This is a genomic window from Variovorax frigidus (genome assembly GCF_051216515.1).
Taxonomy (GTDB): Bacteria; Pseudomonadota; Gammaproteobacteria; order Burkholderiales; family Burkholderiaceae_C; genus Variovorax.
On record NZ_JBPJZF010000001.1, the window covers coordinates 719577 to 736129 of the forward strand.

Here is a 16553-nt window from a genome sequence, read left to right on the forward strand (position 1 = left end):
GTGCAGAACCTAGCTCCGGAATTCGTCTGGCCGAGACACGGCGACGCCTCGCATGCCAGCGGATGAGATTGCCGCCGCGAGTTCATCACTTACCACGCAACGGCTGATTTCACTGAGATAGGCGATCGGGTTAGCGGCGAGAACCGAGGGCTTTAGTTCGAGATGCTCGACCTCTTCCAACGGGCCCTCATCGTAGGCCGCGAACTTCGACCGGTCACGATCCACGGCATCGTCGACGACCGCCAGCACGTTGAGAGCGAAATACTCGCCAAGCAGCCAGTTCCGTTTGTACTGAACCCGCAACGGGAGAAACTCGCAAGCGCAGTCGAATCGCTCGAGCAGTTCGACAAAAGGCTTGGACACAATATCAAAGGGAACCGTCTGGAAGAAGTCCGTCAAACCCGGCGGACTTTCCCTGTCATCCTTCACTTGGACGCGCACGTCGCCCCAAAGTGAATGGAAACGCCTACCCCTGTTCAGATGAAAGCCTTCAATGTCGAACAGTCGATTGAGGTCACTTAACTCTGGAGATGCTTCAGGCGCCGGAAGGCTACGCCGAAGGTCCACGTTCAACAGTTTTGCCATATTCAGAAGGGGCGTTGGGAAGTTCCAGTTCTGGCCGAATCTTGCCACAGGATCGCCGGCGAGTTTGGGCCCGAAGCAGAAGTTCAAGTCGCTCCAAAGCGGACATCACGCAACACCGGAAAGCTGCCGCTAGCTGCGTTCGCAAACGCAACGTAGCTGGCGTTCTGAAGTGGCAGTCGCTCGGTCCTACTTACTGGCTGCGCCTTAAAGCATTGCCCATTCCCCGCCGCGATTCAGGTACAGATGCTGTGAGAGCGGTCGTGCCATCGACCGTCCTTGTTCCGTCTGGACCAACCGGCTCAGCCGCTCAACTGCACCCGTGTCGTCTGCTGGTACAAAAAAGATTGGGCCATCCACCGTTGGCAGGGCGGCAACAATTCCGTTCGCGAGCTTCTGTCCGACCCCACCCCATAGACTGTCATGTAGAAGGTATGGTGCACTCTGGCAACGGTACGGAGTATCGACCGACCACAGATTTCCCTCAAACCTCTCGAACTTAGGCGGGCAGGTACGCATCAAGTTATCAAGCGCCGTTTTGACTGCCAAGGCATCGCTGAGATGCAGCCGGTCAAGGTCGTCGCGGGAGGCATCTGAGATTTCACTTGTGCCTTGGAATGCGAGGACCACCGCCAAGTCGCCCACATAGGCGAATGTGGCAGAAGTCGAACGAGCGGTCAGTTGCCCCCTTGTCTGCACGGCACCGTCTGCCTTGACTATCCGGGGCAAGAGCTCTCCTGCAGTACCCTCTGCCTGCACGGCCGATGTGCCAAGAAGAGCGAGCAACAGAATCGATGCGCTGAAGGGTTTGGTCTTAGACATGTGAGTCGAGTCGTGAGGGTCTGCTATTGGCCGAGAGCAGCAGTCAGACCGTTCCACGCAGAACCGCCACAGCCACCTCGTAGGCAAGCTGCTCCACGTCGCCCGTCCCAGGAGTGTCGCTCGGGACAACCTCGATTGCTTCAACCTCCAAGCACCCGCTCAGCTCGTAATTGGCCCGGGCCACGCCGGCAAGGACCTCATCGCGATGAGCAGTAAGGTCGAATCTCGCGGCCGGTCCTTCTCCTTCGCCCAGTAGTCGAATCATGTGTGGTCCCGGCGCCGGCGTCTTTCCGAACCGCAGGGAGACTAGGACTGCGGTCGGCCCGCTGATGCGCTGGGCGCGATACGAAACGGAGCGATGAACGTTCATGGTGGTGATGCGGAGCGACTACTTGGCGGGAATCCTGCCACACCCGTGAAGGTCCGGTTTTGGCCGGATGCTGCCACATGTCCCGAATGAAAGGGCAGCTCACAGTTCAGCGCGGTCCCTCGAAAGGGTGACCGCAGCTCCCGCCCGAATGGTGTTGTGAACTTCGGCGACCGCATCTGTTTGCCGCACCAAATAGGCGATGTCCTCGAGTCTCGCTTGTGACGATACCTTGACTTTGTATTGGATGTTGGTGGCCGCCAAGCCAGCGCCCGGAAAATCCGCTGTCGCCTCGACCACGACCCCCTCAACGGCGACGTTCAGGCGTTCGGCCTCACGGTAGAGGTCATTGCAGTAGCAGGTCGCCAGCGCGAGCATTAGGAACTCACCACCATTGACTGCCGAACCTTTACCAGAAGGCTTGGACGGCACAGCAAGAGACTGCGTGGAACTACCCGTGCGCACCGCGACTTCGTGCTGGGCCTGGGAGTTCCTGACAGTGGCAGATATCAGCATGGTGGGCTCCGTTTGGTCGATGTGGCTCCAGTCGAAATCATGCCGCCCGCCGGCGGGCAGGTTTTGGCCGAATCCTGCCACAGGATCGCAGGCACGTTTGGGCCCCTAAGCCGGCGGTGGGCCTTGGTCGTCAAAGTGATCATTGATTCAACACGCGGCTTGATCGCGCAGCCCGAAACGGGCTCTTGAGTGTCCGGTCCCCTGCCTGCTTGAAGCTATAGTTTGCTCAGGTAAGGCTTGCCGGGTTTCGCGGATTTTTATACCTGGATGTTGAGCAACAGAGTGAAAACCCAAGCCACAAGCCACTTTCAGCAGAACTTGGCGTCCAGAATACCCCGCACCACCCCGCTTATCCTGCAGGTTTGCGGGACACATTGCGTTGCGCTTTCCGGGAAATTCATCGTATGAAGGCTATGCACCTCATCGTTTTAGTGATTGTCGTTGGCGCGCTTTTTCTTGTGGTGAACGGATTGTTTTCCGCATGGGCTTTGCTTGAGCTGGCCTGGTCGACGATTCTCAGCTTTGTCAATCGCTTTTGATCTTGGGCAGCGATGACTTATTCCACGTCACATGGTTGCATCCTGGGCCACCCGACCCACCTTGTCATTTCATTGGACGCCCAACGGCACCGCTATCACAGCCCCAGGCACCTACTGCCTGTTGACCAGTTGCATGTATTGCCAGACGCCCCAAACCACGCCCACGGCGACACCCACTGCGATGCTCCGGCCCACGGAAACACCAGCGACGAAGCTCAGGAAAAGCATCAACGCGACCGATACGAAAATGATGTAGGTCAACGTGAAGAGGTCAAAGTGTGCGACCGCGCGCGCGTCCTCCGAGAATGCGCGGTCGCTGTGACCGCGCTTACGGCGCTGTCTTCTGAGGAGAACGACGTCAACGATGAACTCGAAGATTCCGACGACGACGTCCGTCAGTACGTTGAACATGAAGCCTCCCTTTGAAGGTCCGCCACTGGTGAAGCAGCCACCCCGCGTGCGTTTACATGCCGCAAAGTGGCTTGCATGCAGCGCGTCTCGGACATGAATGACAAGGAACAGCCGCTGTCTTTCGCTAGTGCTGCGCGACGTCCTTGACGATCTCGTCGCAGATGCCGCGAATCTGGCTCTCGGTCATCGGCGCAAAGACCCCCTGGATGGCGGAGGATGTCGTCGCGTATTTGCGCGTGCCCGCAAGCGCCGTCCCCGGCAACTCGGTGAAGAAGACGTCGGCATTGATGTAGGCATTGCCGGTCATGATCCCCACGGCAACGCGGGCCCCGCGCGTGATGTAGCGGTAGTCGTTGATCCTGACGGTGACCCGGGTCGAGGGCTGCGTGGTCGTCGCGGCGGACGCATCCACCGGCGCCAGCGTCATGCCCGCGGCCTTGGTCGCCTCTTCCATGCCGATGCGCCATTCGTTGCGGAACTGCTCCCAATCCTTCGACGCGGCCAGGGCCTTGCTGCCCTGCACCTCCAGCGTGATGCGCTTGGCCGCGACCGGCGAGATCACGAGTTGCTTGTCGACGCTGCCTTGGCGCTGCACGTTGGCGGCACAACCGGTGAGCACGAGCACGGCGGACAGGAAAAGCAGTTTGAGCGCAGAGAACATGGATCGGGGCTTTCGGAGAACAGGTGAAGAGGCACGGACGTGCGGACCCCGTGGCATCCGCACATCGACGCCAGCCGGAAGATCGCCATGGCGTCGATCCTTACAATTTGACACCAGATCGCGCCGCATCCGACCTTGCTCGCCGCGAAAAATTGCGCGCCAGCGGCGCATGCCCACATCGTCCATATCGCGCATCGACGCCCGGATTTCTTGCGGATACGCAAAAATCCATGGACAACCGCGTTAACCTCCAAGGCTTTTCATCAGGAGTTTTTTTTCATGAGCGTTTACGACAAGCTTTCCCAGCTCGGCATCTCCCTGCCGCCCGTGGCCACGCCCGCCGCCGCCTATGTGCCCTTCGTGCAGACCGGCAAGCTGGTCTTTCTCTCGGGTCACATCGCCAAGAAGGACGGCAAGTCCTGGGTCGGCCAGCTCGGCGCGGACATCGCGACCGAAGAAGGCAAGAAGGCCGCACGCGCCATCGCCATCGACCTGCTCGGCACGCTGCACGCGGCCGTCGGCGACCTCAACAAGGTCGTGCGCATCGTCAAGGTGATGAGCCTGGTCAACTCGACCGGCAGCTTCACCGAACAGCACCTGGTGACCAACGGCGCGAGCGAACTCTTCGCCGAAGTCTTCGGTCCGGAAAAGGGCGCCCATGCACGCAGCGCCTTCGGCGTGGCGCAGATCCCCACGGGTGCCTGCGTCGAAATCGAATTGATCGCCGAGATCGCCTGATCCGGATCGGCGCCTGGCCCGCGGCTTCGCTGGCTAGCGGCGCTTCCAGCTCGAGACGGTGATGAACACACCGGTCTCCTGCGCATCGCGCAGCCGGACGCTGTAGCGGCCAGCGCCGTCGGTGCCGTTGAACACCACCTCGCGGCCGCTCTCCTCCGGCCTCGCACCCTGGGTGAGCGCACCATAGGCATCGACCAGTGTGTCGAGCGCGGCATAGCTGCGCAGCGTCACCTCGGCATCGGGCAGTTGAGGCTCGTCGCGTTGCGCGCGCTGATAGGCCGTCCGCATGGGCTGACCCGCCAGACCCTTGGGCAACACGACCTTGCCGGCGCTGGCCGTGCTGTTCACCTCGGCCGTCTGCAGCAGCAAGGGTCGAAGCGAGGCCGGGAATCCCGGGGGCAGTTGATCGTCGCGCCAGCCCGGTGTCGTCGGCTCGCCGGTGAGGTACTCGACGCTCGCGATCTTCTGCGCGTCCGCCGACAGCACCGGGTCGTCGCTCTCGGCCATGACTGCCAGAAACTTCGGCAGCGTCTTGCCCCAGACCACCAGCGGATCGGCATCGGCCTGCTTCGCACCGGCCGGCTGGAAGATCGACAGCACGGTCTGGGGCGCGGGGTTGCACACCTTGCGCTCGTCGCTGCTCACCGGTGCCCGGCAGTGCCCATTGACCAGACCCAGCGCCAGCAAGCGCCCCTCGGCATCGAGCAGCATGGCGGCACGCTCCTCGCCGTGACCGCCTCCATCGACGGACGCGATGACCATGCGGCCATCAGGCCAGACGGTGCGCGTGATGTCGTGGCGCGAGCGCATGCCGGCGAGCACCTGGCTGGCGATCAGCGCATCGACCTCGTTGAAATTGCCGCGCGCGTAGCCGAGCAGCCCGATCACGGCGCTGCGGACCTTGGGCTGTTCGCTGAGCCGCAGGCGCGGCGCGGCCACCGCAGTGGTGACAGGGGCCGCCTGGGGCGTCGGGGCCTGGGCCGCGGCGCCGCCATGGAAGCCCGAAAGCACGAGGACGAGGAAGGCGGAGGGAAGGAAAGGAAAACGAAGATGCATGCGAGGTGCCGGGAGAGTGATGCGTCCGGAACGCGCGTGTCGCGTCGGACCAGGAGCGCAGATTCTAGGAGCCCGCACCGAGGCGGCCGAAGGGCGCGCCGCATGCGCTTCGGCATACTCATGCCATCGTCCTTTCGAGTGGAATCCCCGTTGAACACCCCCACCCTTCGCCCCGCGATCGACTGGTCGGGCCTGCTGCAGGCCGCACCCTACTTCACGTCCGCGATCATCGACACGCTGTCGCCGGAGCAGGCCCTCGACGCCGCGCCGCTGGTGCGTGCCGCCTACTTCTACGACCTGTTCGACGGCCAGATCTCGAACGGCGGCGTGATGCAGTACTTCTACAACCTCGCGCTGTCGACACCCGGCTTCGCGCAGGTGCCCGCCTTCGTCGCGCAGAACCCGCACCTGTCGCAAGCCCTGCCCTTCGTCGAGGCGGTGCATGCAGCCTGGGCCGACGTGGCGCCGGCGGTCGCGTCGGCGCGCAACAGCGACGCGTGGCCGGAATCGCTGTTCGCCAGCCACCGTGATCGCTTCGAGGCGCTGGAGAAAGACTTCTACGCCGTCAACCACGCCATCTCGCAACGGCTGTGCGCGGCCATCGTGCAGTCACCGCACGACTACTTCGACATCGCGGCCGTGCCCGGCCTGCCGGACCGCGGCGTGGCGCACGTCGCGCTGAAGGACGGCACGCACCGGCTGCGTTTCGAGAACGGCTTCCCCATCGGTCCGAACCTGCTCGAGCGCGGCGATGGCGACTGCGACGTGGTCTGGTTCTCGCGTGACCGGCAGCTGCTGCAGACCGAGAGCGGCTACGGCGGCACGCGCACGCGGAACTGGCTGCACTACCCGAGCCAGGCCGGCGGCAACTGGCGCCTCAAGGGCGGCAAGCTGCAGTCGCATGAAGGCACGCGCGCGCTGTGGAGCAAGCACGGCCTGCGCGAATCCATGCATGCCAACGGCATGCCGAAGACGGCGTCGCTCTATCGCGACAACCAGTCGCTGGGCGATGCGCATTTCTTCGCCGACGGCACGCTCCAGCTGCGCCACGAGAAACGCGCCGACGGCGAGCACCGCAGCCGCTACTGGCCCGGCGGCGCGCTCAACACCGAGAGCGTCTACGACGAGAAAACCCGCCGCGAACGCTACCTCCAGGTGCTCGACCGCGACGGCCAGTCGCTGGCGCCCGAAGGCACCGGCCGACTGCACCAGTTCCTGACCGTCGAGAAGGGCGAACTCCGCTGGCGCGAAGGCACGCTGGTCGACGGTTACCTCGAGGGGCCGGTGCGCTGGATGAAGAGCAAGGCCGACGGCAGCGAAGCCACCGAGCTCAGTCGTGCGGTCTATCGCAAGGGGATCGAACGATGAGCGCCTCCGGGCTCGCGGTCCGCTCGGTGGCCATCGACGCCACCGAGCTGGTACTCACGCTGGCCGATGGTCGCCTGCTGCACGAGCCGCTTCAGCGCCACATCCGTCTGGAGAAAGCCACGCCGGCACAGCGGCTCGCATGGCAACGGGTCGACGACGACCATGGCCTCGTCTGGCCCGACCTGTGGCCGGCCTCGGCCGAGGGCATGGTGAACGTGCGCGACATCGTCTGGGACCAACAGCTCGACCAGGCACTGGCTGCCCTCCGGCAGGCCGGCTGGCAAGTCGATGCGTTGCCGCCGCGCACGCAAGAACTGGTCGCGTTGTGGCGCATGGAAGCCGACATCCACAACGGCGGCTTCCTGCAGTTCTTCTGCAACTGGGGCGAGGCCAACTGCCGCATCGCCATCGATGCGCTCGAGACCATCGGCGCCACGCAGCGGCTCGCACTGGTGAAGCACATGCGCGCAGTGCTCAGCAGGCTGGACGGGTCGCCCGCGATCCGGAGCCTGATGGACCTCTACACGCAGCTCGACGAGGCCGAGCAGGCCGAACTCGAGACGCTGGACGAGGCGTACTGGGAGTGCCCGGAGCGCCTGTCGGTGCTGGGCCTGAGGCACTACGGCAGCGCGCCCACGCGCTCGCCCTGATCGGACCGCGCTACATCGCGGAGAGACTCGACCATTCGATGTCGATCTCCGCATCCAGCCTCAGCGCGGTCTCGCGCAAGGCCTCGACGTCGTCGCCGCTGAGGCTCAGGTAGCGCCGCCCCGCCGGGCGAAGGCTCGCAGCAGTTCGGGCACGACGCGCCCCTTGCGCGTGATGGCCAGGATCGCGCCTCGCATCGGCGCCATCAAGCTTCAAAGCAGCTGTGCACACGAGCGCTTCAATCGGCTGCACGCCGAGCAACTGCTCTACCTGCCGGGCGTGCGGCAGATCCGGAGCTTCTTGGTGCTGAAGGAAGTGCTGTCGACGACGCAGTTGAATGTCTAGCCCAGCGCCGACTCCTCGACGGGGCCGTAGAGGCCGTGCGGGTGACCCGTGACCACGGCCCAGTACCGATCGCCGAAAGACCAGTGCCACCATTCGGCGGGGTAGTTGACGAAGCCCGCGTGCGTCATGACCTCGATCAGCAGATCCCGGTGGCTGCGCGCCTGGCGGCTGATGAATTCAGAGGCCGTGTAGCAACTCCCCGACGACAGGTCATCGTTCGCGTTGACCGGGCTTCCCATCGCGAGCTCGATGCCGTCCGCCGTGGCCAGCGTCAGGTCGACGGCTGCACCGGTGGGATGGGCGGCCACCTCCGGCGGTGCCGCGTAGTGCGCGGCCCGTTCCTGCAGATGAACTTCGGTGGCGCTCGGGTACAACTCGCGCAGTCTCGCGACACGGCGCGTGAAATAGAGCCGTTGCAGTGCCAGCGGTCGGTAACCCTCCTTGACGAGCAGGCGCAGGCCTGGCGGCAGCCGGTCGGCGGCCGCGAACAGCCGTTGCGCAACGCCCCGGCGCACCTTCAGGAAGTGCTCGCTGGGATTGGACACGCCGATGCGCAGATGGTCCGCCAGCACGGGCATGCCCGCAGCGCCGAGATCGACGAAAGGCTCATCGCTCTCGACCAGGGGGATGCTGCGCAGGATGGGATCGAACAGTGAAATCACGAGGGTTCAGGCACCGGGAAGGATGTTTATCGGATCGCGCGGCGCCTCAGCTGCCCTTGGCGCCCGCCATGCGCACCAGCTCCCCCCACTTGACGCGCTCTCTCTCCATCAGGCTGCGAAAGTCTTCCGGGCTACCGCCGACCACGGTGGAGCCGATCTTGAGCAGACGCTCGCGAAACTCCTTCTCCTGGATGATGGCGTTGAGTTCCTTGTTCAGCCGCGTGATGGCCTCGCTCGGCGTGCCGGGCGGGGCCACGAATCCGCCCCAGGCGGTGATGTCGTAGCCTGGCAGGCCGGACTGCTCCATCGTCGGCACATCGGGAAAGAGCGGCGTGCGTTCACGCGCGGTGACGGCGAGCGCGCGCATCTTTCCCGCGTTGACGTGGGGGCCCGCGACGGAGTAGTTGTCGATGAGGTAGGCCACCTGGCCGCCCATCAGATCAGTCATGGCCTGCGAGGCGGACTTGTAGGGCACATGGACGACCTGGATCCCGGTCGTCCGGTTGAACAGCTCGGCACCGATGTGGCCGGATCCGCCCGCGTCGCCCGTGGCGAACGACAGCTTGTTGGGGTTTTGCTTGGCGTAGGCGATGAACTCCTGGATCGAACGCACGGGCAGGTCGTTGTTCACGACGAACAGGCTTGCGGTCCTGGAGGTGTTGATGATGGGTTCGAGCTTTCTCGCGTCGTAAGGCAGCTTGGCGTAGAGGAACTCGTTGGTGGCCAGCGTGGCGTTGTTGCCGTAGCCGATGGTGTAGCCATCGGCCGGCGCATTGGCCAGCGCAGCCATGCCGATGGCACCCGCGGCGCCGGGCCGGTTGTCGATCACGACGGGCTGGCCGAGTCGCTTGGCGAGCTCCGCACCGATCAGGCGCGAGACGATGTCCGGGCTGCCGCCGGGCGCAGAGGCCACGATGATCTTGATCGGCCGTTCCGGCCATTGGGCATGGGCGGCGGAGAACGCCAGCGCGATCACCGTGCTGACGAAAAGGCGGCGCGTCGATGGGAACTTCATGGTCGCTTGTCTCCTGGTTCTGGTCGTGGATGCGGAACGCAGGCGGAGTATTGAAATAAAACGTCGTGGCGGCGATGGAAAAGAAGCGCGCAAGGTAGTCGTTTTGGAATACCCCGAGGCCGCCGCCGCGCACGCCGGTGCACGGGCCGCATGCAAAGACCGACGGAGTCCGCCGATTCAGGACCGCGGGAACTGTGATTGCAGCGTCGCGATGAAGGTGTCGAAAGCCACCGAACGCATGGCCGAGACACCATGGAACGCGACCACGTCGAGAACCATGGCCGGCTCCAGCGGCCGGATGCGCAGATCGTGCGCGATGGCGTGCGCCGTGAACGCATCCACCAGTGCGAAACCGACGCCCTGGCGCGCCAGAGCGGCCGCGATGTAGTAGGTGCGCGTCTCGATCATGGGAGACGGTTCGGGCAGGTGCAGTCGGTCGCAGGTATCGCGGATGCGTTGCGCCAGCGGATCGCTGCCGCCGCTGCCGATCCAGCGCTGCGGGTCCAGCGCCGCCAGATGCACGCAGTCGCCCGCGTCGGCATCGGCTTCCGACGCCACGTGCACCACTGGAACATCGCCCACCGGCAGCCGCGCGAGCCCCTGGCGCAAGGGCATGTCGAACGACACCGCGACATCGAGTTCGTGCACGAGCAGGCGCTCCAGCAGCTCGTCGCCGTTGCCGGTGGACAGCTCGAGCGAAACACCGGGGCAGCGCTCACGGAAGGCCGCCAAGGCGCAGGGGATCAGGCCCAGCCCCAGGCTGGGCAGGCAGCCGACGCGCAGATGGTCTTCGGGGTTGCGCTTGAGATTGCGCACCAGACGCTGAACGTTCTCGGCTTGTGTGAACAGCAAGGAGGTCTGCGCGAAGATCTGCTCGGCCTCGCGCGTGCGCACGAGCCGGCCGCGCACGCGCTGGAACAGCGTGATGCCCACCGCGTGCTCGGCCTGGACCAGGGCCTTGCTCGCGGCAGACTGCGACAGATTGAGGAGGTCCGCGGCGCCACTGATCGAGCCGGTGCGCATCACCGCATGAAAGATCTCGAGATGGCGCAGACGCATGGTGGGAATCGGATGGCGCGCAGTGCGAGGCGGATCGGAACGACGGACCGTTCCGGGGTTGCCGCGGTCGTCGGCTTCGACGAACGTGTGCACGTGTCCCCGTGCCGGCGCGCCATTGTAGGACGCGCACGCTGCGGCGCGGCCCGCCACGTCGCGCACCGAATGCCCCCCGGGCGCACTGGCCGGTTGCGGGCGCTCGGACGGCCGACGCGGCTTTGCCGGGACGGCCCTGTGGCATGCTGGAGGCCGACCGCTTTGCCCACATCCCGGCGGTCGAAACCGTCCTTCCAACGACCCGAGGAGCCCCCTTGTTCTCCCATGTCTTCGTCAGCGTCAGCGATTTCGAACGCGCCCTGCGCTTCTACGGTCCGGTGATGGAGAGTCTGGGTCTCGCGCTGCGCTTCTGCGAGCGGAACAGGCCGTGGGCGGGCTGGCACAGTGCCGATGGGACGCGCCCTTTCTTCGTGATCTGCACGCCCCATGACGGCCAGCCGCATCACCCCGGCAACGGGCAGATGATCGCTTTCGCGGCGGCCTCCAGGGAGGTCGTCCGAGCTGCATACCGAACTGCGCTGGACAACGGTGGCACCTGCGAAGGTCCGCCGGGCCTGCGCCCCCAGTACCACGACAACTACTACGGCGCGTACTTCCGCGACCCGGACGGAAACAAGCTCTGTGTCGCCTGCCATGGCCCGGCGGCCGACGCCGCATGACCTGTCGCCGCGCCTGCACCCCACGCCTCGCGCGCCGGACCGCAGACAGTGCCGTCCACACCAGGAGAAAGCCCATGCGAATGACCTTGCGACTTCTGACCGCAGCCGCCCTTGTCCTTGGCCCGTCCGCGGCGCTCGCGTCCAACCCGCACGGCCTGCTCACGCTCGTGGTCGGCGTGCCTCTGTTGCTTGCCGCATCGGTCGTTCTGGCGATCCTGCTGGTGCTGCGATCGCGCAAGCCCGCCAGGGTGCTGGCCGTCGTGCTGTTCTTGCCAACCTTCTTCTACAGCTTGTACGTCGCACTGGACGCACGCACCCTGCTCGGTGACATCGGCTCGGAAAACTCGATGCTCGGGCTCACCTTCTTCGGGCTGCTGGCCCTGGCCTGTCTTTTGTTCTTTCTGATCGTTCGGAGACGGCCCGTCGCGGGCGAATGAAGGCCCAACGAACGCCGACCGTTCGTTCAGGCTGACAGTGCGGCGCGTTCAGGCGTCGGTGCTCGACGCATCGCGCCGCGACGACCCGCGCACCACGAGTTCGCCCGGCAGCAGCAGCACACGCGGCGGCACGTCGAGACCGCGCAGGCGTTCGATCAGGCAGTTGGCCGCGCCGCGACCGATCTCGGCCGTGGGTTGCGCGATGGTGCTGAGGCCCGGTCCGACCAGTGGCGACCACTCGGCCTCGTCGAAGCCGACGAAGCCCAGGTCGTCGCCGAAGCGCCAGCCCAATTGCGCCACGGCCGCGGCCACGCGCAAGGTGACCACCGCATTGCCCGAGATCACGGCCGGCGCACGCCGCCCGCGCCGGGCCCGCTGGCGTAGGGCACGCAGCGCGGCGTCGAGGCCGGCGGTGTCGCCCTCCTCGCTTTCGAAGACCTCGCCCTTGACGCCCGGCGCATGCGCGGCCATGCAGTCGCCGAAGGCGTTGGTGCGCTCCCGCCGCGTGCTCACGCCCTTCTGCGGCTCGGTGATGTAGAGGAACTCGCGGTAGCCGCCCTCGAGCAGGTGCTCGCAAGCCTGCGCCATCGCGCCCGGGTTGTCGAGCGACACGAAGTCGGCCTGCATGCCTGCGTGCCGCCGGTCGACCAGCACCGCCGGCCTGCCGTGCAGCGCCACCGCATCGACGGTGCTCGCGCCGCGACCCAGGGTGTTGAGGATGAAGCCGTCGACCTGGTAGCCGGCCAGCGCGTCGATGGCTTCGCGCTCGCGGCCGCTCTCGTTGCCGAGGTTGAACAGCATCACGAGGTAGCCCGCGTCCTGGCAGGCCTTCTCGGCGCCGCGTAGCACGGCCACCGAATAGGGGTTGGTGATGTCGGCCACGATCAGGCCGATCAAGCGCGTCGTGCCGCGGCTCAGGGCCTGGGCCATGGGGCTGGGCGAATAGCCGAGCGCGGCGATCGCGGTCTCCACGCGCGCCGCGATGTCCGGGCTCAGCAGCCGCTCGCGGTGGTTGAAGAAGCGCGAGACCGTGGCCTTCGACACGCCGGCCGCCGCCGCCACGTCGGCGATGGTGGCCCGCTGGCCCGCGGGCTTCTTGCGCGGTGCCCGGGTGCTCACGCCGAGGCCGTGTCGAAGACGGCGCCCGGCCTCTCGCCGGCCAGCGCCTGCAGCAGATTCGTGGTGGCCAGCTCGGCCATCGCGTGGCGCGTCTCGTGCGTGGCCGAGCCGATGTGCGGCAGCGGCGTCACGCGCGCATGGGTGCGCAGCGCCGAATCGAGCGGCAGCGGTTCGGTCGCGAACACGTCGAGCCCGGCTGCATGCAGACGGCCGCTGTCGAGCGCGGCCAGCAGTGCGGCTTCGTTCACCGTGGCACCGCGGCCGCCGTTGATGAAGATCGCGCCCGGCTTCATCGCGCCGAACACCTCGGCGTCGATCATGCCGCGCGTGGCATCGGACAGGGGCAGCATCGCGACCACGAAATCGGCGCGTGCAAGCAGTTCGTCGAGCGGCGTGTGCAGCGCATGGCCCTGCAGCTCGGGCGCCTGCACCGCGAGGTCGACCGGGCGGCGTGCGTGGTAGAGCACCGGCATGCCGAAACCCAGCGCCGCGCGACGCGCGATGGCCTGGCCGATGCGGCCGAAGCCCAGCAGGCCCAGCGTCTTGCCGTGCACATCGGTGCCGAACAGATCGGGGCCGATGTTCTTCGTCCACTGCCCTTCGCGCACCAGGTTCGACAGTTCGACCACGCGACGGCTGGTCGCCATCAGCAGCGCGAACATGGTGTCGGCCACGGTCTCGTCGAGCACGCCGGGCGTGTGGCAGAGCATGATGCCACGCCGGTGCAGTTCGGCCAGCGCGAAGTTGTCGACGCCCACCGACACGCTGGAGATCACCTCGAGTTTCGGCGCGCGATCGAGCAGCGCCGCATCGACCGGCCAGCTCGAGCCGATCAGCGCCTGCGCCTCGGGCAGCGCGGCATCGAAGGCCGCGCGCTGTGCGGCGACCTTCGGGTTGGCCACGGTCACATCGTGCGCGGCTTGCAGCCGTGCGAGCTGATCTTCCGGCAGTTCTCGGAACACCAGCACCTTCTTGCGGATTGCAGCAGTCATCCCAGCTTCGCCTCGTCGAGTTGGGCCCGCGTCGGCAGGCCTTCGGTGTCGCCCAGGACCTGGACCGCGCGCGCGCCGATCCAGCTGCCGCGGCGCACGGCGTCGGGCACGCTGCGGCCTTCGAGCAAGGCGCTGATCACGCCGGCCGCGAAGCCATCGCCCGCGCCCACGGTGTCGATCACTTCCTTGACCGGGAAGCCCGCGACGCGACCGGTGCCCGCCACGTCGCTGTCGTAATAGGCCCCCTCGGTGCCCAGCTTCACGACCACCAGCTTCGCGCCGAGCTTGCGATAGAAGGCGGCGATGCCTTCGGGCGTGCTTTCGCCGGTGAGCAGCAGGCCCTCCTCGATGCCGGGCAGCACCCAGTCGGCACGCGAGGCGAGGTCGTTGATGGCGCTGCGCATGGCCTCGGTCGAGGCCCATAGCGTAGGGCGCAGGTTGGGGTCGAAGGAGATGGTGCGGCCCGCGGCGCGCATCACGTCCATGGTCTTGATCGCAGCCGGCAGCGTGGTCGCGGAGATCGCGGCGAACACGCCGGTGGCGTGCAGGTGGCGCGCCGAGCCGAGCCAGGCCACGTCGACATCGTCGGCCGTCATCTGGCTCGCGGCCGAACCCTTGCGGTGGTATTCGATCGGCGGGTCGCTGCCGTCGGTGACGCGGCCCTTGAACTGGAAGCCGGTCTTCTGTGCCGCATCGCAGATCACGTGGCTGCAGTCAATGCCCTCGCCCTTCATGGTCGCGATCAGGTAGCGGCCCATCGAATCGGTGCCGAGCCGGCTGGCCCAGCCCACCTTCAGGCCCAGGCGCGACAGGCCGATGGCCACATTGGTCTCGGCGCCGGCGGTGCGCTTGTGGAAGGACTGCGCGTCTTCCAGCGGTCCGGGCCGGTCGGCCACCAGCAGCAGCATGGCTTCGCCGAACAGGGCGACGTCGAAGGCGGTATCGGTCATGGCAAGGCGCGGGCGGCGCGTATGAAGTCGATTTGTTGACGTGTGGCGGCCAGCAGGTCGTCGCCGATCAGCGGGTATTCGATGGCGTGCGGCACGTCGGCCGGCAGCGCACGCAGCACGGCGCGCCAGGGGGCCGACGAATCGGCCAGCGGCACCGCGACCCACTTGGCCGGCAGCCGCTGCACGCCCTTGCAGTGCACATAGCGCACGCGGTGGCCGAGCGCCTTGGCCGCCTCGAGCGGACACTCGCCCAGCCAGTGCCAGTTGCCCATGTCGAAGGTCATGCCCAGGTTCAGCCCGGCGCGATCGGCCACGTCGAAGAAGGTGAGCAAGGCGGGCAAGGTGCCCGCCGATACCGTCTGGTCGTTCTCGATCAGCAGTTCGACGCGCGTCTCGGCCAGTTGCGTCTTCAGGCCCCACAGCGAACCGTGCGACGTGGTGCGGAAGTCGCCGATGGACATCTTCAAGCGCTTGGCGCCCAGCGTGGTCGCGGCCGCGATGCCGCGCGACAGCGCCGCGCTGTCGAGCCAGCCGCCTTCGGCCCACAGGCCCTCGGGGCTGCTGTAGACCGAGGCATGGCCCGCGAGCGCGGGCAGTTCGGCGTCGGCGTTACGCAGCATTTCGCCGCGCACCTCGACCGAATCGGCGCCCGCGGCGCGCGCGAGTTCGGAACACCAGAGCTGGCCGTGCCGGCCCACCTCGGCCGCGCCGAAAGACGACAGCGAGATCAGTACGGGAATCGAGGCCATCAGTGCGCCTGGTGCGAAGAAAGGATCTGACCCAGGAACTGCTTGGTCTTGTCGTTCTTAGGGTTGCTGAAGAACTCGGCCGGCGGCGCCTGCTCGACGATCTTGCCGTCGGCCATGAAGATCACGCGGTCGGCCACGCTGCGGGCGAAGCCCATCTCGTGCGTCACGCACAGCATGGTCATGCCGTCTTCGGCCAGGCCGATCATGGTGTCGAGCACTTCCTTGACCATCTCGGGATCGAGCGCCGAGGTGGGCTCGTCGAACAGCATGATCTTGGGCGACATGCACAGCGCGCGCGCGATCGCCACGCGCTGCTGCTGGCCGCCCGACAGCTGGCTCGGGTACTTCTTCGCCTGCTCGGGAATGCGCACGCGCGTGAGGTACTTCATCGCCACCTCTTCGGCCTGCGCCTGATTCATGCCGCGCGAGCGCATCGGCGCCAGCGTGCAGTTCTCGAGGATGGTCAGGTGCGGGAACAGGTTGAACTGCTGGAACACCATGCCGACTTCGGCGCGCACCGCATCGACGTTCTTGCCGCCGGCCGTGAGGTCGATGCCGTCGACCACGATGCGGCCCTTCTGCACCGTCTCGAGCCGGTTGATGCAGCGGATCAGCGTCGATTTTCCCGAGCCCGAGGGCCCGCAGATCACGATGCGTTCGCCCGCGCGCACGCTCAGGTCGATGCCGGTCAGCACCTGGAATTCGCCGTACCACTTGTTCACCGCTTCCATGCGGATGATCGGCTCGGTGCCGGCAGGGGTCGTGACTGCGTCGGTCATAGTTTTTCGTTCCAAAGTTTCTTCA

At 66.1% G+C, this 16553-nt stretch carries 20 protein-coding genes and 1 pseudogene; 7 read left to right on the top strand and 14 right to left on the bottom strand.

Annotated elements, in window-relative coordinates; all coding sequences use genetic code 11:
- Positions 1-9 precede the first annotated feature (9 nt).
- The 3 genes from ACSFBC_RS03345 to ACSFBC_RS03355 form a co-directional block, all read right to left on the bottom strand.
- Entirely contained in the window at positions 10-672 is a 663-nt protein-coding gene (locus ACSFBC_RS03345) for an imm11 family protein (RefSeq protein WP_435508877.1), read from the bottom strand.
- A gap of 117 nt (positions 673-789) precedes the next feature.
- Complete coding sequence (locus ACSFBC_RS03350; protein ID WP_435508878.1) at positions 790-1404, bottom strand: DUF1444 domain-containing protein; 615 nt, start codon at positions 1402-1404, stop codon at positions 790-792.
- Between the two features lie 469 nt (positions 1405-1873).
- A complete protein-coding gene (locus tag ACSFBC_RS03355) occupies positions 1874-2287 on the bottom strand; it encodes an OsmC family protein (RefSeq protein ID WP_435508879.1) in 414 nt (137 codons plus the stop codon).
- A gap of 404 nt (positions 2288-2691) precedes the next feature.
- Here ACSFBC_RS03355 and ACSFBC_RS03360 point away from each other — a divergent pair, with 404 nt between their 5' ends.
- Complete coding sequence (locus tag ACSFBC_RS03360) at positions 2692-2826, top strand: hypothetical protein (protein ID WP_435508880.1); 135 nt, start codon at positions 2692-2694, stop codon at positions 2824-2826.
- Positions 2827-2937: 111 nt separating this feature from the next.
- On the opposite strand, the gene ACSFBC_RS03365 is transcribed toward ACSFBC_RS03360, so the two are convergent.
- The gene (locus ACSFBC_RS03365) at positions 2938-3237 is read right to left on the bottom strand and encodes a hypothetical protein (protein WP_435508881.1); all 300 of its coding nucleotides are present in this window, start codon (positions 3235-3237) and stop codon (positions 2938-2940) included.
- 124 nt (positions 3238-3361) lie between these two features.
- Positions 3362-4093 carry a hypothetical protein gene (locus ACSFBC_RS03370; RefSeq protein WP_435508882.1) on the bottom strand — a complete coding sequence of 244 codons (732 nt, stop codon included), beginning with the start codon at positions 4091-4093 and terminating at the stop codon, positions 3362-3364.
- 84 nt (positions 4094-4177) lie between these two features.
- Here ACSFBC_RS03370 and ACSFBC_RS03375 point away from each other — a divergent pair, with 84 nt between their 5' ends.
- Entirely contained in the window at positions 4178-4636 is a 459-nt protein-coding gene (locus tag ACSFBC_RS03375) for a RidA family protein (protein WP_435508883.1), read from the top strand.
- Positions 4637-4669: 33 nt separating this feature from the next.
- Here the strand turns inward: ACSFBC_RS03375 and ACSFBC_RS03380 are convergent, their stop codons facing one another.
- Positions 4670-5692 (bottom strand): hypothetical protein, encoded by a 1023-nt coding sequence (locus tag ACSFBC_RS03380; protein WP_435508884.1) that lies wholly within the window; start codon positions 5690-5692, stop codon positions 4670-4672.
- Between the two features lie 150 nt (positions 5693-5842).
- Between ACSFBC_RS03380 and ACSFBC_RS03385 the strand changes: the two genes are divergently transcribed.
- The 3 genes and pseudogenes from ACSFBC_RS03385 to ACSFBC_RS03395 form a co-directional block, all read left to right on the top strand.
- Positions 5843-7060 carry a DMP19 family protein gene (locus tag ACSFBC_RS03385; RefSeq protein WP_435508885.1) on the top strand — a complete coding sequence of 406 codons (1218 nt, stop codon included), beginning with the start codon at positions 5843-5845 and terminating at the stop codon, positions 7058-7060.
- Complete coding sequence (locus tag ACSFBC_RS03390; RefSeq protein ID WP_435508886.1) at positions 7057-7710, top strand: DMP19 family protein; 654 nt, start codon at positions 7057-7059, stop codon at positions 7708-7710. The genes ACSFBC_RS03385 and ACSFBC_RS03390 overlap by 4 nt, the downstream gene beginning before the upstream one ends.
- 229 nt (positions 7711-7939) lie before the next feature.
- A pseudogene (locus tag ACSFBC_RS03395) lies at positions 7940-8053 on the top strand (Lrp/AsnC family transcriptional regulator); the annotation flags it as partial.
- Here the strand turns inward: ACSFBC_RS03395 and ACSFBC_RS03400 are convergent.
- The 3 genes from ACSFBC_RS03400 to ACSFBC_RS03410 form a co-directional block, all read right to left on the bottom strand.
- Entirely contained in the window at positions 8050-8715 is a 666-nt protein-coding gene (locus tag ACSFBC_RS03400; protein ID WP_435508887.1) for a M15 family metallopeptidase, read from the bottom strand. The pseudogene ACSFBC_RS03395 and the gene ACSFBC_RS03400 overlap by 4 nt on opposite strands.
- 46 nt (positions 8716-8761) lie before the next feature.
- Positions 8762-9730, bottom strand: a complete 969-nt coding sequence (locus ACSFBC_RS03405; RefSeq protein ID WP_435508888.1) for a Bug family tripartite tricarboxylate transporter substrate binding protein — start codon at positions 9728-9730, stop codon at positions 8762-8764.
- Positions 9731-9907: 177 nt separating this feature from the next.
- Positions 9908-10789, bottom strand: a complete 882-nt coding sequence (locus ACSFBC_RS03410) for a LysR family transcriptional regulator (RefSeq protein ID WP_435508889.1) — start codon at positions 10787-10789, stop codon at positions 9908-9910.
- Between the two features lie 308 nt (positions 10790-11097).
- On the opposite strand from ACSFBC_RS03410, the gene ACSFBC_RS03415 reads away from it, so the two are divergent.
- A complete protein-coding gene (locus ACSFBC_RS03415) occupies positions 11098-11502 on the top strand; it encodes a VOC family protein (RefSeq protein ID WP_435509258.1) in 405 nt (134 codons plus the stop codon).
- Positions 11503-11576: 74 nt separating this feature from the next.
- Positions 11577-11939: a hypothetical protein gene (locus ACSFBC_RS03420; RefSeq protein WP_435508890.1), complete on the top strand. Its 363-nt coding sequence runs from the start codon at positions 11577-11579 to the stop codon at positions 11937-11939.
- A 48-nt stretch (positions 11940-11987) separates the two neighbouring features.
- Here the strand turns inward: ACSFBC_RS03420 and ACSFBC_RS03425 are convergent, their stop codons facing one another.
- The 5 genes from ACSFBC_RS03425 to ACSFBC_RS03445 are packed head-to-tail and all read right to left on the bottom strand — an operon-like array spanning position 11988 to position 16528.
- On the bottom strand, positions 11988-13058 hold the full coding sequence (locus ACSFBC_RS03425; RefSeq protein ID WP_435508891.1) for a LacI family DNA-binding transcriptional regulator: 1071 nt from the start codon (positions 13056-13058) through the stop codon (positions 11988-11990).
- Positions 13055-14050, bottom strand: a complete 996-nt coding sequence (locus tag ACSFBC_RS03430) for a 2-hydroxyacid dehydrogenase (protein WP_435508892.1) — start codon at positions 14048-14050, stop codon at positions 13055-13057. Before ACSFBC_RS03430 ends, ACSFBC_RS03425 begins: the two co-directional genes overlap by 4 nt.
- Entirely contained in the window at positions 14047-15000 is a 954-nt protein-coding gene (locus ACSFBC_RS03435; RefSeq protein WP_435508893.1) for a sugar kinase, read from the bottom strand. Before ACSFBC_RS03435 ends, ACSFBC_RS03430 begins: the two co-directional genes overlap by 4 nt.
- Positions 14997-15749, bottom strand: coding sequence for a sugar phosphate isomerase/epimerase family protein (locus ACSFBC_RS03440; protein ID WP_435508894.1), 753 nt, complete (start codon positions 15747-15749; stop codon positions 14997-14999). The genes ACSFBC_RS03435 and ACSFBC_RS03440 overlap by 4 nt, the downstream gene beginning before the upstream one ends.
- Entirely contained in the window at positions 15749-16528 is a 780-nt protein-coding gene (locus ACSFBC_RS03445; protein WP_435508895.1) for an amino acid ABC transporter ATP-binding protein, read from the bottom strand. Before ACSFBC_RS03445 ends, ACSFBC_RS03440 begins: the two co-directional genes overlap by 1 nt.
- Positions 16529-16553: the final 25 nt, after the last annotated feature.

Bases quoted from the DNA above. Each gene is read 5' to 3' on its own strand.
- ACSFBC_RS03360 (WP_435508880.1), top strand. From the start codon at position 2,692: ATGAAGGCTATGCACCTCATCGTTTTAGTGATTGTCGTTGGCGCGCTT.
- ACSFBC_RS03370 (WP_435508882.1), bottom strand. From the start codon at position 4,093: ATGCGCGATATGGACGATGTGGGCATGCGCCGCTGGCGCGCAATTTTT.
- ACSFBC_RS03355 (WP_435508879.1), bottom strand. From the start codon at position 2,287: ATGCTGATATCTGCCACTGTCAGGAACTCCCAGGCCCAGCACGAAGTC.
- ACSFBC_RS03430 (WP_435508892.1), bottom strand. From the start codon at position 14,050: ATGACTGCTGCAATCCGCAAGAAGGTGCTGGTGTTCCGAGAACTGCCG.
- ACSFBC_RS03350 (WP_435508878.1), bottom strand. From the start codon at position 1,404: ATGTCTAAGACCAAACCCTTCAGCGCATCGATTCTGTTGCTCGCTCTT.
- ACSFBC_RS03445 (WP_435508895.1), bottom strand. From the start codon at position 16,528: ATGACCGACGCAGTCACGACCCCTGCCGGCACCGAGCCGATCATCCGC.
- ACSFBC_RS03435 (WP_435508893.1), bottom strand. From the start codon at position 15,000: ATGACCGATACCGCCTTCGACGTCGCCCTGTTCGGCGAAGCCATGCTG.
- ACSFBC_RS03390 (WP_435508886.1), top strand. From the start codon at position 7,057: ATGAGCGCCTCCGGGCTCGCGGTCCGCTCGGTGGCCATCGACGCCACC.
- ACSFBC_RS03365 (WP_435508881.1), bottom strand. From the start codon at position 3,237: ATGTTCAACGTACTGACGGACGTCGTCGTCGGAATCTTCGAGTTCATC.
- ACSFBC_RS03375 (WP_435508883.1), top strand. From the start codon at position 4,178: ATGAGCGTTTACGACAAGCTTTCCCAGCTCGGCATCTCCCTGCCGCCC.
- ACSFBC_RS03440 (WP_435508894.1), bottom strand. From the start codon at position 15,749: ATGGCCTCGATTCCCGTACTGATCTCGCTGTCGTCTTTCGGCGCGGCC.
- ACSFBC_RS03405 (WP_435508888.1), bottom strand. From the start codon at position 9,730: ATGAAGTTCCCATCGACGCGCCGCCTTTTCGTCAGCACGGTGATCGCG.
- ACSFBC_RS03420 (WP_435508890.1), top strand. From the start codon at position 11,577: ATGCGAATGACCTTGCGACTTCTGACCGCAGCCGCCCTTGTCCTTGGC.
- ACSFBC_RS03380 (WP_435508884.1), bottom strand. From the start codon at position 5,692: ATGCATCTTCGTTTTCCTTTCCTTCCCTCCGCCTTCCTCGTCCTCGTG.
- ACSFBC_RS03410 (WP_435508889.1), bottom strand. From the start codon at position 10,789: ATGCGTCTGCGCCATCTCGAGATCTTTCATGCGGTGATGCGCACCGGC.